Genomic DNA, 14046 nt, shown 5'->3' on the forward strand with positions numbered 1-14046 from the left:
CCGGTGACCCGCACCCGCGGGTCACCGGCGCGCAGGTCGACCTCCAGCAGCGACGGGCGGCCCATGTCGTGCCCCTGGTGGAGGGTGAGCCTCGCCTCCTCCGGGACCAGGGCCAGCTCCCGGGCGTAGGCGCCGAAGGCTGCGGCCGCGGCTCCGGTCGCGGCATCCTCCACCACGCCGCCCACCGGGAACGGGTCGCGGACGTGGAACACGGTCGGCGACTCCCGCCACACCAGCTGCACCGTCGCCAGATCGAGCCGCTCCGTCAACCGGAGCAGCCGGTCGAAGTCGTAGTCCAGCTCCGCCAGACGCTCGCGGGTGGCGGCCGCCAGCACCAGGTGACGTACGCCCGCGAAGGCGATCCTGGGCGGCAGCTCGGTGTCGAGCTCGTCCTCCCGCCAACCGAGCGCCGCAAGAGCCTCCGCGACATCTGCCGGGTCCACGTCATCGACCCGGGGCTCGACGCTGGTGAGAGTGGCCTTCAGGACGCCGTCGTCGGTGCGTACCGTGACAGGCACATGGCCGGCTGCGGTGTGGAAGCCGAAGTCGCCCACGCCGACATGCTCGCCGAGGGCCACTGCGGTAGCCACCGTGGCATGACCGCAGAAGCCCACCTCCGCCTTGGGGCTGAAGAAGCGCAGCGTGAATGACCGGGTGTCGTCCGGGCTCGGTCCGGGGGTCAGGAAGGCGGACTCCGAGTACCCGAGCTCGGCGGCGATCCTCAGCATCTGCTCGTCGTCGAGGGCGGATGCGTCGAGGATGACGCCGGCTCCGTTGCCGCCGCTCGGGCTGGTGGTGAATGCAGAGTAGTGCAGGATCTCGGTCATGCCGTGATCATCCATCCGCACGTGTGCCTCGGCGAAACGAATTTTCGTTCGGCTGGATCAGATCCTCTTGGCCATGCAGCGGACGAGCTCGTCGTCCTTGTAGAAGCCGAACGGCTCGACATGGGTGTAGCCATGCGCCTCGTAGAGCCCGATGGCCTCGTGCTGGAGGCCACCGGTGGTGAGAATCATCACCTCGAAGCCGGCATCACGTGCCGAAGCTTCGACGTGGGAGAGCATCCGCTTGGCGAGGCCCCGGCCCTGGGCCTCGGGCACGACGTACATCCGTTTGATCTCGGCAGTCACCACGGTCCCGAGGGCGGGCTCGCCGGAGCGTCGCCAGGCGCCGGAGGCAACCGGGACGTCGTCGAGGTAGCCCAGGAAGTACGCGCCCGCGGGCGGCTCGAACATCTCCGGCACGGTCGGGTCGTAGTCGGGTTCGCCGTAGCGTTCGACGTAGAACTCCTGGACCCGGTCGACCAGCTTCTGAGCATCGGGGTGGTCGTACGCGACCCGGCGAATCTCAACAGACACGTCGGTATTCTGGCCGATGCCCGCAACTTGCGAGAATGGGTTTATGACGCTGCAGATCCCCACCGACCTCCTGCCCGCCGACGGACGTTTCGGGTCCGGGCCGTCCAAGGTGCCCACCGGCCGTCTGGAGGCGCTCGCCGCGACCGGGGTGTCGGTGATGGGGACCTCTCACCGGCAGCAGCCGGTGAAGGATCTCGTCCGCCGCGTGCAGACGGGGCTGGCCGACCTGTTCTTGCTGCCGGAGGGCTACGAGGTCGTCATCGGCAACGGTGGCTCGGTGGCGTTCTTCGACCTGGTGACGTACGCCCTGGTGCGCGAGCGCAGCCAGCACGCCGTCTTCGGGGCGTTCGGCAAGAAGTTCCTCTCCGCGGCCAAGGCGGCGCCGTGGCTGGCCGATCCGTCGGTGATCTCGGCCGACCCCGGGTCGCTGGCCGCGCCGGCGTACGAGTACGACGTCGATGTCTACGCCTGGACACATAACGAGACCTCGACGGGCGTGATGGCTCCGGTCGTGCGTCCGGCCGGCGCGGGGGCGGACCAGCTCACCATCGTCGACGCGACCTCGGCCGCCGGTGGGCTGCCGCTCGAGGTGACCCAGAGCGACGTCTACTACTTCGCGCCGCAGAAGTCGTTCGCCTCCGACGGCGGGCTGTGGCTGACCCTGCTCTCTCCCGCGGCGATCGCGCGGGCCGAGGAGATCGCGGCGAGCGGCCGGCACATCCCGTCGTTCTTCTCGCTGACCGAGGCGATCAAGCAGTCCCGCAGCGCGCAGACCGTCAACACCCCGGCCGTCGCGACGCTCTTCCTGATGGCCGAGCAGCTCGACTGGATGAACTCCTCCGGCGGACTGGACGCGATGGTCGCCCGGACCACCGCCTCATCCGACGCGCTCTACGCATGGGCAGAGAAGGCTCCGTACGTCCGGCCGTTCGTCGAGGACCCCACCCACCGCTCCCTCGTGGTCGGCACCGTCGAGCTCGACGCCGGCATCGACAAGGACGAGCTGCGCCGCGTGCTCGCCGAGAACGGCGTCGTCGACCTCGACGCCTACCGCGGCATCGGCACCAACCAGCTCCGGATCGCGATGTACCCCTCCGTCGACGCCGCCGACATCGAGGCCCTCACCGCCTGCATCGACTGGGTCGTCGACCGCCTCTGATTCGCCGAGTCGGCTCGTCATGACGAGCCGACTCGGCGTCAGGTGCGCTTGCGGAAGATGAAGTACGCAGCGACAGCGAGCGCCACCAGGGCGATCGGGCCGGCGGAACCGCCGTCGTCGCCACCCTTGTCGCCGCCGCCATCCTCAGTCGCCGGCTCGTCTGTGTCCGGGGTCGGGTCGGCGGTCGGGGACGGCTCGTCGCCGAGCACCTCACCCACCAGCTCGGGGTCGACCCTGATCACCTCGGCGCGGATGCCTTCGCTGGTCACGACGACCTCGTCCTTCGAGGTGACGCCGATGGCCTCGCCCTGCTCCTGGTCGGGGGTCCGGAAGGAGCCCACCCGGTCCATCGATGGCCAGTCGTAGATCGTGGCGGAGTAGTAGCCGCGTACAACCACGTGCTTGCCGTCGGGGAAGAAGGCGCCGTCGGTGGCCATCGGGATGACCGGGGCGATCTCCTTCAACCGGTTCGGGCCGTCGGGGTCGAGGCGCTTCGGGACGGCGTAGAGCCGCCCGCCTCCCCAGTCCTTCGTGGCGACGAAGACGCGGCCGTCGGGGTGGGCCAGCAGGGACTCGGCGTTGTGCGGCCCGTCGGGATAGACGAGCTCGTAGACGGTCGGCGAGACCGTGCGCTCACCCCGCCCGACGCGTACCTTCGCGATCCTGATCGAGTCCCAGACGCTGTTGTTGTCGCCGATGTCGCCGACCCAGACGTGGTTGCCGCCGGCGGGGGCAAGACCTTCGACGTCGACCGGGTCGGCGGCCCAGTGGGTCACCCCGACCGTGTCACCGCGTGAGTCGACGGTGAAGACGCGTCCGCTGTCCCCGGAGTCGTTGGTGGTGGCGTACAGACCCTTGCCGAGCGGCGTCAACGCGCTGGCCTCGCTGATCGTCGGGTCGGAGAAGGCGAAGAGCACGTCGTCGCCCGCGGCGCTCGCGGGCACGGCCGAGATCAGCACCAGCCCGAGTGCGCCCGCAGCGACGACCGCCTTCATCGCTCGGATCTCATCGCTCCGCGAGCAGCTCGCCGAGCTTCGGACGTACGCCCCACTCGGCCACGAGCTCGTCGTACTCCTTCTTCACCGAGCCGCCCTTGACCGGCGAGCCGGTGCGGATCGCGCGGAGCATGGTGTTGCGCGGGGTGTGCTGGCTCTCCACGAACTGCACGACCTCGACGCGGTAGCCGGACAGGCGCAGCAGGCTCGCGCGCAGAGCGTCGGTCAGCGTGTCGGCGAAGCGCTCGCGGAGGATGCCGTGACGGGTGAGCATGGAGTAGGGCGCCGGAGTCGGGGCCTTGCGCAGCTGGGCGGCGATGTCGTGATGACAGCACGGCGCGGCCAGCACCAGCGGCGCCTCCCACTCGATCGCGCGGGCGAGGGCATCGTCGGTGGCGGTGTCGCAGGCGTGCAGAGCGAGCACCACGTCGGGCTTCTCGTCGAGCTGTACGCCCTCGATCGTCCCGGCCACGAACTCGGCGTGCACTCCCAGCTCGTCAGCGATCTTCGAGTTGTGCTCCCGCGACTGCTCCTTGACGTCGACGCCGGTGACGACGACGGGCAGCTCGCGAACCTCGGTGAGGTAGCGCTGGGCGGCGAAGGTCAGGTAGCCGTTGCCGGCGCCCAGATCGATGATCCGCAGCGGCTCCTCGGCGGTGGGCGTGCGGACCTTGCCGGACTTCATCGCGTCGGTCAGGGCGGCGTCGAGCTGGCGCAGGAACTCCTCGACCTGGCGGTACTTCGCCTGGCGCGACGGCTTCAGCTTCCCGTCCTTGTCCGAGAGACCGAGCACCCGGAAGACCGGGTCGGACTCCGGCAGCAGTCGCTCTTTTGCCTGGTCATGGCCGCGTTCTGCCTCGACCGGAGCCGTCAGCTCCGTGGTCGAGACGAGTGCCGTCGTCGGCGACTTGGCCTGGATCTGGGTCTGCTCGGTCGCCGTCGTCACGACCCAGTTGGCGAACGGTACGTCGAGCAGATCGTCCAGCGCGGCCGGGTCACCCACGGGGTGGTTCGCGGTGAACGCCTGGGTCGCGTCGTACGTCGTGATCTGCAGGTGTCGGCCGGCCTTCAGGTCGACGTAGCGGATCTCGGCGCGACGCCATTTCGGTGCGCTGCCACGCTGCTTGCCGGACGCGACCGCCTTGACCAGCTGGTCGGGATCGAGGATCACCGAACGCATCCGGTTCAGCGCCCGCAGCAGCGGTTCGGACTCCCTGCTCAACTCAGCACCCCAGCAATGACGACCACCAGCAGAAGGGCGACCAGCGCGCCGGGAATGATCATTCGGCGGTAACGCGGGTTCACCGCTTCAGTCTAGGCGCGGCCGGGGCGCCAACACCCATCGCCGCAGCCGTCTCACGCGGCGAGCAGCCCGATGACCCGAGCCTCCGAAGCAAAAATCTAGCAGCGCTAGACGTCACTGGTTCCATGATCTAGCATTGCTAGAAAATCTTGCACAGATAACCATAGGAGCGGAGATGCTGTACACCATCGGAATGGTCCTGATCTGGATCGTCGCCCTCGGGATCATCTACATCGGCGTGATGTACCTACTGAGGAACGAGGCCAACGCAGCCGGCTTCGGCCTGCCGGTCCTGCCCGCCGCCGAGGCCCGCGCCTGGTGGCAGCTCAAGGGCGTACGCGACATCGCCAGCGGCCTCGTCCTGATCCCGCTGATCTTCGTGGAACCCGACGCCGTGCCCTGGGTGGTCCTCGTCGAGGCCATGATCCCGGTCGGCGACATGCTCGTGATCCTCGGCAACCGAGGGAGCAAGGCGCGCGCCTTCGGGGTCCACGGACTCACCGCGGCGATGATGCTCATCGCCGTGGCGCTGCTCTGGCTGGGTTGATCCAGCCGGATTGATCAGCCGGATTGATCCAGCCGGGCCTCAGACCCGTGAGGCGAAGAGCTCGGCAAGGTGCATCGTGGGCACCGAGGCAAGATCGTCGAGCTGGACGCGGCACGACATCCCGTCGGCCAGGATGACGGCGTCGGGGTGTGAGCGGACAGCCGGGAGCAGGTGGGTCTCCGCGACCGCGACCGACACCTCGTAGTGCCCCTCCTCGACCCCGAAGTTGCCGGCCAGGCCGCAGCAGCCGGAGACCCGGGTGACCTTCGCGCCGGCCTGGGTCAGCAGCGCCTCGTCGTCGACCCAGCCCAGGACGGCGTGCTGGTGGCAGTGCGGTTGGGCGACGACCTCGACGCCGGTCAGGTCGGGCAGCGTCGCCCGCCCCTCGCCCACCAGCCGCTTCACCAGCTCGGCGAAGGTGAGCATCCCGTCACGTACGACCTCGGCCTCGGGCAGCGCAGAGAGCTCCACCGAGTCCGACCGCAGCGTCGCGGTGCACGACGGCTCCAGGCCGACCACGGGGACGCCGGAGGCGACATAGGGGGCCAGCGTACGAACCGTCTTCTCCATGATCTTCCGGGCGTCGTCGAGCTGGCCGGTGGTGATCCAGGTGAGCCCGCAGCAGGCCTTCTCGCCGATCACCCGGACGGTCAGGCCCTGCGACTCGAGCCACGCGATCGCGCCGTGGCCGGACTGGGCGAAGAAGTGGTCGGTGAAGGAGTCGGCCCAGATCCACACGTCCGGGGTCTCGGGGAGCCTGGCGGTCGGCGCCGACCGCTTCAGCGTCTTCGGCGCGAAGGCGGGGATCGAGCGCCGCTGGTCGATGCCGGCGGTCTTCTTGGCGATCTTGGCCAGCGGCGAGATCTTCAGCGACGCGTTGGCCATGCCGGTGAACGGCGCCGCGAGCCGCGCCCACTTCGGCAACTGCCCGAGAAGAGCGTGCGAGCGCGGCCGCCGCTCCCCGAGGACGTCGTGCTTCTGGTAGAGCGCCTCGGACTTGTACGTCGCCATGTCGATGCCCGTGGGGCAGTCGGAAGCACATCCCTTGCAGGCCAGGCACAGGTCGAGCGCCTCGCTCACCGCGGGGTCGCCGAGGCCACCGACGAGCGACCCGTCGAGCGCCTCCTGGAGCACCCGCGCGCGTCCACGGGTCGCATCCTTCTCCTCGCGCGTGGCGAGGTAGGAGGGGCACATCACTCCGGCGGTCTTCGGGGCCACGCACTTGCCGACGCCGGTGCAGCGGTGCACGGCAGCGCCCAGGTCACCGGAGTCGTGGATCAGCCGCAGGCCGGTCCGGGGAAGGGCACGGGGTCGCACCGGACGCAGGTCGTCGGTGATCGACGCGGGCCGCACGATGTTGCCCGGGTTGAGCAGCTCGGAGGGGTCACAGATGCCCTTGACCTGTTCGAAGAGATCGATGGAGGTGGAGTCGTACATGATGGGCAACAGCTCCGAGCGCACCCGCCCGTCACCGTGCTCGCCCGACAGCGAGCCGCCGTAGGTCACCAGCTGCGTCGCGCACGCGGTCATGAACTCGCGGAACACCTGGGCCGACTCCGGCGCGTCCGGTGCGAACGGGAAGTCGATGCGGCAGTGGATGCAGCCGTCGCCGAAGTGGCCGTAGGGATATCCGTGCAGACCGAAGTCCGAAAGGATTCCCTCGAAGTCGCGCAGCCAGGCACCGAGGTGCTCCGGCGGGACCGCGGCGTCCTCCCAGCCGGAGTGGGCCGGCGTGGGCAGCGAGACCCCGGCCAGCCCGGCACCGTCCTCGCGGATCCGCCACAGCGCGGCCGCCTCGAGGGGATCGACGACTACTCGCGATTCGAGCGCGCCCGACTCCGCCGCGATACGTTTCACCAGGTCAGGAGCGTCCTGTCCGGCGACCTCGACCATGAGCCAGCCGGCACCCTTGGGCAGGTCCGGCACCGAGCGGCCCTTGGCGCGCACCAGGTCGGCGATCCGGGCGTCCATCCCCTCGCACGCGATCAGCCGCCCCGGTGCCACCTGCAGGAGCGCAGGCACCGCGTCGGCGGCCTCCGCCATCGTCGGGTAGCCGAGCACCAGCAGCAGCCGACCGGGCGAGTCCTCGACGAGCCGCACGGTCGTCTCCAGGATGGTCGCCAGGGTGCCCTCGGTGCCGGCCAGGAACCGGTCGACCCGACCGCCCTTCTCGGGCAGCAGGTGCTCGAGCGAGTAGCCCGAGACCTGGCGCCCGAACCGGCCGAACTCGGTCCGCACGTGACCGAGGTTGGCGCCGACGAGCGCCTGGAGCCGCTCGGCCGTCGCCCCCGACGAGACGCCGTCCGCGTAGACCGCCTGCTCACCGTTGCCGAAGAGCACGGTCAGCGCCTCGATGTTGTCGACGGTGCGGCCGTAGCCCAGCGCACGGTTGCCGCAGGCGTTGTTGCCGATCATCCCGCCGATGGTGCAGCGGGTGTGGGTGGACGGGTCGGGTCCGAACCGCAGCCCGTGCGGGGCCGCCGCCCGCTGCAGGTCGGCGTGCACGACGCCCGGGTCGATCCGCGCGGTCCGCGCCTCCGGGTCGATCTCGTAGATGGTCCGCAGGTCGCGCGTGTCCACGACGATCCCGGACCCCACGGCGTTACCGGCGATCGAGGTGCCCGCACCTCGCATCGTCACCGGCGTCCCGGTCGAACGGGACACCGCGTGCACCGCGAGCAGCTCGTCGCGGGACTGCGGCCGTACGACGACGGAGGGCACGACCCGGTAGAGGCTCGCGTCGCTGGAGTAGAGCGCCCGGGCCAGCGGCGAGTCGTCGACCCGGCTGATCCCCTGGTTGCGCAGCTCATTCGCCAGATCCGAGGCAGTCGCATTCACCCGCTCATTGTCACAGACCTCGACACGGTCACCGGCCAGCGCCCACCGTCGACGACCACAACTCGAACCCGTCTCAGTGAGCGATATGGGACTCTCATATAATGGGACGGCCCGCGAGAGCGCGGGCACTTCCAGACCTCGGAGAGAGACCATGTCCGCCACCCCCGCACCGGCCAACCCGCGCTCGCGCGTGCTCGTCGCCAGCCTCATCGGGACGACGATCGAGTTCTACGACTTCTACGCGTACGCGACCGCAGCCGTCCTCGTCTTCCCCGCCCTCTTCTTCCCGGCCGGCGACCCGACCACCGCGCTCCTGGCGAGCTTCGCGGTCTTCGGCGCCGCGATGGTCGCCCGCCCGGTGGGCGCGATCTTCTTCGGCCACCTCGGCGACCGCCTCGGCCGCAAGACGACCCTGGTCATCTCGCTGCTCACCATGGGCATCGCGACCTTCCTGATCGGTGCGCTCCCGACGTACGAGACCGTCGGCTGGGTCGCCACCGCGCTGCTCGTGCTGATGCGCCTGGCCCAGGGCTTCGCGCTCGGCGGCGAGTGGAGCGGTGCCGCGCTGGTCGCGACCGAGAACGCCCCCGAGGGCAAGCGCGCGATCTTCGGTACGTTCCCGCAGCTCGGCGCGCCGCTGGGCTTCATCCTCTCCAACGGCCTGTTCCTGGCGATCGCGGCGCTGCTCTCCGCCGAGGGCGCCGACCCGACCAAGCCCTCCGACGCCTTCCTGGCGTGGGGCTGGCGGGTGCCGTTCCTCTTCTCCGCGGTCATGGTCATCGTCGGCCTGTGGGTCCGGCTGCGCCTGGTCGAGAGCGACGTGTTCACCAAGAGCCAGGACGCCGGTCTGGTCCGCAAGGTCCCGCTCGCCTCGGTCGTGCGCAACCAGGGCAAGCAGCTGGTCCTCGGCACCTTCTTCATGCTGGCGACGTACGTGCTCTTCTACCTGATGACCGCGTTCTCGCTGTCGTTCGGCACCGCCGCCAAGGACCTTCCCGTGCCCGGCCTGGGCTACGGCTACACGACGTTCGTGCTGATGCTGATCTTCGGCGTGATCTTCTTCGGCATCTTCACCATGGTCTCCGGGCCGCTGGCGGAGCGCTTCGGCCGCCGCCGGCTGCTGATCGCGGTCACCCTCGGGATCATCGTCTTCGGCCTGGCCTGGGTGCCGCTGGTCAACGCCGGCACCGTCGGCGTGCTCCTCTGGCTCGTCCTCGGCTTCTCGCTGATGGGCCTCACCTTCGGCCCGATGGGTGCACTGCTGCCGGAGCTGTTCCCGACCAGCGTGCGCTACACCGGCTCCGGCATCTCCTACAACGTCGCCTCGATCCTGGGCGCCGCGGTCGCGCCGTTCATCGCTGTCGCGCTGTGGAAGCAGGCCGACGGCTCCCCGGCCCTGGTCGGCGTCTACCTCTCCGTGATGGCCGTGATCACCCTGATCTCGCTGCTGATCGGCAAGGAGACCAAGGACGTGACGCTCGAGGAGACCCCGGAGAAGGCCACCGTCTGAGGGACTAGCGTGGCGGGGTGACCGTCAGGATCCTCTCCGCCACCGACGTACGCAGCATCTTCACCCCCCGCCTCGCGCTGGAGTCCCAGCGCGAGGCGTTCACGCGGCTGGGAGCCGGGGAGGCCGTCCAGCCTCCCCGGCTCCTCGTGCCTGGACCGGACGAGTCGGTCTCGTTCTGCTACTCCTCCCGGATCGCTCCCGACGGCCCTGCGGTGAGCAAGTTCGGCAGCGTCAACCCGGCCAACGCCGCCCGCGGTCTGGGGGCCGTGCACTCGGTCATCACGGTCCTCGACGCCGAGACCGGCGCACCGCGCGCGATCATCAACGGTGACAGCGTCACCGGCCTGCGCACCTCGGCCGCGACCACCCTCGCCATGCAGCAGGTCGCTCCCGACGCCCGGAACGTGCTCGTCGTCGGCACCGGCGCCCAGGCCCGGGCACACCTCGACGCCTTCGCCGTCACGCATCCCTCCGCCGACCTCTGGGTCTTCGGCCGGAACCCGGCCGCCGCCAGCGAGATCGCCGCCGAGCACGGCGCCACGGTGAGGGCAGATCTGGAAGAGGCCGTACGCACCACCGACATCGTCGTCCTCTGCACCTCGTCCCTCACCCCGGTGATCGAGGACGCCTGGGTCACCGACGGCACCACCGTCGCCAGCGTCGGCTCTTTCGCCCCCGACCGCGTCGAGCTCCCGCCGTCGCTGCTGTCACGCTCCACGGTCGTCGTCGACTACCGCCCCTCGGCACTGACCGACTCCGGCCCCGTCGTCGAGGCGGTGGCCTCGGGCTCGGTCGACCCGGACCGCATCACCGACCTGGGCTCGCTCCTGACCGGCAACGCCGCCCTCGACCGCAGCCCGGCGGACGTCCTCACCTACCTGTCGGTAGGCGTCGGCGTCCAGGACGCCGCGGCAGCCGCCGTCATCCTGGCCGCCGCCGAGGAGCGAGACGCCGGCAGCCGAGCCGATCTCGGCTAGCTCGCTGCCTTTTCGGCGTCGAGAGCGGCGGTGACCACATCGAGGAGCGGCAGACTCGCCAGCTCGTCACGGGACACCCAACGTACGTCGTCGGTGGTGCCGTTCTGCTCGACCACCGTGGGGCTGGCGCCGTCGGGGACGGTCGCGGAGAAGATGAGATGGACGCCGTGGAACTCCTCGTGGCGGCCGTTGGGCGCGGTGCCGACGATGTTGACGTCGTGGACGTCGAGCAGCTCACCGACCTCGCAGGCGAGGCCGCACTCCTCGGTCACCTCCCGCATGAGCGCCTCGCGCGGGTGCTCGCCGAAGTCGAGCCCACCGCCCGGGAGCGTCCACGAACCCGAGTGGTACCCACGCGACGAGATCCGGGTGAGCAGGATCGCACCATCAGAGGGCCGGGTGATGAAGGCGTAGGCAGCCAGCCGCTGGTTGCGCGTCGGCTTGTGCATGTCGAGGGCATCGGTGACCAGCGGAGACGTCGGGATCTCGCCGCTCGTCACCGCGGCCAGGGGCAGCCAGGCCGCCTCCGCGGTTGACCCGTCGACCTCCATGGTCTGCGGCTCGGGAGCGTCGTGGGGCACCCAGCCGTCGTAGACGATCCGGATCGCGTGGGAGTTGACCCGTCGGCCCAGCCGCCAGGCCTTGGCCTGATGCACCGAGTAGACCCGCGCCTCGACGCCGACCTCGACCGGCACCCCGGCCTCTTCGTAGACCTCGCGCACGACCGCGTCGCGGGGGTCCTCGCCGTGGTCGATCCCGCCGCCAGGCAGCGTCCACCGCTCCTCCGGCGTGACCTTCTCCGAGAGCCGGCTGAGCAGGATCTCCGGCTCGGACGCCGCGCCCGCCCGGATGATGACGGCGTACGCCCCCACTCGCTGCACCTTCGGAAGCTTGCGTCGCCGCCCACTGCGGCCCCGATTCCGCGTCGCCATCAGCTGAACGGGGGTCGGGAGTCGAGAGCCAACGAGCGGCGACCGGCCCAGCGCCACACCTTGGCGGCACGGTCGCGGTCGTCGTCGGTGACCAGGTTGCCCATCCACCGCAGGGCCAGCGTCATCAGCCAGTCGGAGCGCATTCCCGCGGGTCCGAGGGTGGATACCAGGCGCGGACGGGTCGCGATCCCGGCCAGACGGCGGGCGATGGAGAACGCCTCACCGTAGTGCTCGCGCAAGGTTGCCGGCCAGGCGGTGGCCAGATCCTCGCCCGCAATCAGCGCGTCGGCGACCATCCGTCCGGTCTCCAGGCCGTAGTCGATCCCTTCACCGTTGAGGGGATTCACGCACCCGGCAGCATCGCCGATCAGCGCCCAGTTGGGGCCGGCGACACCGGAGACCGCACCACCCATCGGCAGCAGCGCGGACTTCTCCGCCCGCAGCTCGCCGGTGAGCCCGAACTGCTCGCGGCACTGCTCGGTGTAGTGCCTCATCAATGGCTTGATCGCGACGTCCGCGGGCCTCTTCGAGGTGGCCAGCGCACCCGCACCGATGTTCACCTCGCCCGACCCGAGCGGGAAGATCCAGCCGTATCCCGGCAGCGCCTCACCGGACTCGTCACGCAGCTCGAGGTGGGAGGAGATCCATTCGTCGTCGGCCTGATCGGAGGCGATGTAGGCCCGCCCGGCGACGCCGTAGACGGTGTCGCGGTGCCACTCGCGGCCCAGCACCTTGCCGAGCGGCGAGCGCACGCCGTCGGCGACCACGACCGACCGGCAGGCGACCTCGTGGCCGCCCTCGAAAAGCACGGCGGCGATCCGCTCGCCGTCCCAGCGCACGTCTACCGCGCGGACGCCGTCGACAGCGGTCGCGCCGGACTTGATCGCCACCGTGCGGAGGTGATCGTCGAGCTCGGTCCGCGGCACCGCCGAACCCCACGACGGCAAGGTTCCGCCCGGCCACGGCAGGTGCAGCGTCTGCCCGAAGCCGTGCGCCCGCAAGCCCTTCGAGACCGGGTGCGCACGCAGCCAGTCCTCCAGCCCGAGCCGGACCAGCTCGTGGGTCGCGCGCGGAGTCAGCCCGTCACCGCAGGTCTTGTCACGCGGGAAGACGGCCGCGTCGGTCAACAGGACATCGACCCCGGCGCGCGCCAGCCAGGCCGCCGCGGCCGAGCCCGCGGGCCCTGCCCCCACGACGAGCACGTCAGCTGACTGCGGAAGGGACGAGGTCATGCGCATATCTTCCCAGAACCGGCCAACGGCCCGCGAAAGAACCCTCACCTCCGGCCGAAGCGAGCCTCTGCTAACTTATTGCAAGTTCTTCGCATTAACCCGAAGCAGTCTCGGAAGGCCCCCACGTGCACGACCCTCTCGGCGTACGTCGCCGCCGCCGGCGCGCCGTCATCTGGCTCCTGGGCCTCCTCGCAGCCGCCGCCTTGACGGTCGTCGTGGCGGTCGGGCTGGGTGCTGCGTACGTCACCCCGGGGACCGTCGCCCAGATCCTCGGCCACCACCTCCTCGGCCTGCCCGAGGCCGGCTGGAAGGCCACCGAGGAGGCGATCGTGTGGAAGGTACGCCTCCCCCGCGTGCTCCTCGGCGCCCTGGTCGGAGCAGGCCTGGCCGTCACCGGCATGGCGCTGCAGGCGATGGTCCGCAACATGCTCGCCGACCCCTACCTGCTCGGGATCAACTCCGGCGCCTCCAGCGGCGCCGCCGCGGCGATCCTCTTCGGCGCGGGCACCGGCCTGGGGGCGTACGCCCTGCCCGGCTCCGCCTTCCTCGGCGCCCTCGCGGCGTCGTTCCTGGTGTTCGCGCTCGCCCGCAGCGGCGGCCGGGTCACCTCGCTGCGGCTGCTGCTCTCCGGTGTCGCGGTCGGCTACCTCCTCTACGGCCTGACCAGCTTCCTGATCTTCGCCTCGGGCTCCGCCGAGGGAGCGCGGTCGGTGATGTTCTGGCTGCTCGGCTCGCTCGGCCTGGCCCAGTGGAACGGCCTGCTGGCCGTCGTGGCCGTCGCCGTGCTCGCCACCATCGCCCTGCTGACCCTGTCCGGTCGTGGTCTCGACGCCCTCGCGATCGGCGACGAGACCGCCCACACCCTCGGCATCTCCCCCGACCGCTTCCGCACCCTGCTGCTGGTCCTCGTGGCGCTGACCGTGGGGGTGGTCGTCTCGGCCGCCGGCAGCATCGGCTTCGTCGGCCTGGTCGTGCCGCACCTGGCCCGGCGTGCCGTCGGCTCCGCCCACTCCGTGGCGATCCCGGCCGCCGCCCTGATGGGCGCGATCCTGCTGGTCTGGGCCGACGTGCTCGCCCGTGTGCTCCTCCAGCCCCAGGAGATCCCGATCGGGATCGTCACCGCGCTCCTGGGCGCCCCGTTCCTCATCGTCCTCATCCGGCGCTTCTCGGCGCGCGACGTCTGACCATCAAGGAG

The 14046-nt window shown here is 70.4% G+C and carries 12 protein-coding genes; 5 read left to right on the forward strand and 7 right to left on the reverse strand.

What is annotated here, in order from left to right; translation table 11 throughout:
* Positions 1-827, reverse strand: an 827-nt coding sequence (locus ACFX43_RS00340) for a PhzF family phenazine biosynthesis protein (protein ID WP_378815696.1), incomplete at its 3' end; no start/stop codon positions are given.
* A gap of 57 nt (positions 828-884) precedes the next feature.
* Positions 885-1358 carry a GNAT family N-acetyltransferase gene (locus tag ACFX43_RS00345; protein ID WP_378815698.1) on the reverse strand — a complete coding sequence of 158 codons (474 nt, stop codon included), beginning with the start codon at positions 1356-1358 and terminating at the stop codon, positions 885-887.
* Between the two features lie 43 nt (positions 1359-1401).
* On the opposite strand from ACFX43_RS00345, the gene serC reads away from it, so the two are divergent.
* Positions 1402-2517 carry a phosphoserine transaminase gene (gene serC, locus ACFX43_RS00350; protein WP_378815700.1) on the forward strand — a complete coding sequence of 372 codons (1116 nt, stop codon included), beginning with the start codon at positions 1402-1404 and terminating at the stop codon, positions 2515-2517.
* Between the two features lie 38 nt (positions 2518-2555).
* On the opposite strand, the gene ACFX43_RS00355 is transcribed toward serC, so the two are convergent.
* Positions 2556-3512: a hypothetical protein gene (locus ACFX43_RS00355; RefSeq protein WP_378815701.1), complete on the reverse strand. Its 957-nt coding sequence runs from the start codon at positions 3510-3512 to the stop codon at positions 2556-2558.
* Between the two features lie 10 nt (positions 3513-3522).
* On the reverse strand, positions 3523-4734 hold the full coding sequence (locus ACFX43_RS00360) for a class I SAM-dependent methyltransferase (protein ID WP_378815703.1): 1212 nt from the start codon (positions 4732-4734) through the stop codon (positions 3523-3525).
* 256 nt (positions 4735-4990) lie between these two features.
* On the opposite strand from ACFX43_RS00360, the gene ACFX43_RS00365 reads away from it, so the two are divergent.
* On the forward strand, positions 4991-5362 hold the full coding sequence (locus tag ACFX43_RS00365) for a DUF4267 domain-containing protein (protein WP_378815705.1): 372 nt from the start codon (positions 4991-4993) through the stop codon (positions 5360-5362).
* Between the two features lie 39 nt (positions 5363-5401).
* Here ACFX43_RS00365 and ACFX43_RS00370 read toward each other — a convergent pair whose 3' ends face one another.
* Complete coding sequence (locus tag ACFX43_RS00370; RefSeq protein ID WP_378815707.1) at positions 5402-8200, reverse strand: FAD-binding and (Fe-S)-binding domain-containing protein; 2799 nt, start codon at positions 8198-8200, stop codon at positions 5402-5404.
* 151 nt (positions 8201-8351) lie between these two features.
* On the opposite strand from ACFX43_RS00370, the gene ACFX43_RS00375 reads away from it, so the two are divergent.
* Both ACFX43_RS00375 and ACFX43_RS00380 read left to right on the forward strand, forming a co-directional pair.
* Complete coding sequence (locus ACFX43_RS00375) at positions 8352-9710, forward strand: MFS transporter (RefSeq protein ID WP_378815709.1); 1359 nt, start codon at positions 8352-8354, stop codon at positions 9708-9710.
* Positions 9711-9727: 17 nt separating this feature from the next.
* Complete coding sequence (locus tag ACFX43_RS00380) at positions 9728-10687, forward strand: ornithine cyclodeaminase family protein (protein WP_378815711.1); 960 nt, start codon at positions 9728-9730, stop codon at positions 10685-10687.
* Here the strand turns inward: ACFX43_RS00380 and ACFX43_RS00385 are convergent.
* Positions 10684-11568, reverse strand: coding sequence for an NUDIX domain-containing protein (locus ACFX43_RS00385; protein WP_378815713.1), 885 nt, complete (start codon positions 11566-11568; stop codon positions 10684-10686). The genes ACFX43_RS00380 and ACFX43_RS00385 overlap by 4 nt on opposite strands.
* Positions 11569-11618: 50 nt before the next feature.
* The gene (locus ACFX43_RS00390) at positions 11619-12851 is read right to left on the reverse strand and encodes a geranylgeranyl reductase family protein (protein ID WP_378815715.1); all 1233 of its coding nucleotides are present in this window, start codon (positions 12849-12851) and stop codon (positions 11619-11621) included.
* Positions 12852-12976: 125 nt separating this feature from the next.
* Here ACFX43_RS00390 and ACFX43_RS00395 point away from each other — a divergent pair, with 125 nt between their 5' ends.
* Positions 12977-14035: a FecCD family ABC transporter permease gene (locus ACFX43_RS00395; RefSeq protein WP_378815716.1), complete on the forward strand. Its 1059-nt coding sequence runs from the start codon at positions 12977-12979 to the stop codon at positions 14033-14035.
* Positions 14036-14046: the final 11 nt, after the last annotated feature.

The organism is Nocardioides sp. YIM B13467, assembly GCF_042788075.1.
GTDB lineage: Bacteria > Actinomycetota > Actinomycetes > Propionibacteriales > Nocardioidaceae > Nocardioides.

Bases quoted from the DNA above. Each gene is read 5' to 3' on its own strand.
- ACFX43_RS00375 (WP_378815709.1), top strand. From the start codon at position 8,352: ATGTCCGCCACCCCCGCACCGGCCAACCCGCGCTCGCGCGTGCTCGTC.
- ACFX43_RS00355 (WP_378815701.1), bottom strand. From the start codon at position 3,512: ATGAAGGCGGTCGTCGCTGCGGGCGCACTCGGGCTGGTGCTGATCTCG.
- ACFX43_RS00365 (WP_378815705.1), top strand. From the start codon at position 4,991: ATGCTGTACACCATCGGAATGGTCCTGATCTGGATCGTCGCCCTCGGG.
- serC (WP_378815700.1), top strand. From the start codon at position 1,402: ATGACGCTGCAGATCCCCACCGACCTCCTGCCCGCCGACGGACGTTTC.
- ACFX43_RS00390 (WP_378815715.1), bottom strand. From the start codon at position 12,851: ATGACCTCGTCCCTTCCGCAGTCAGCTGACGTGCTCGTCGTGGGGGCA.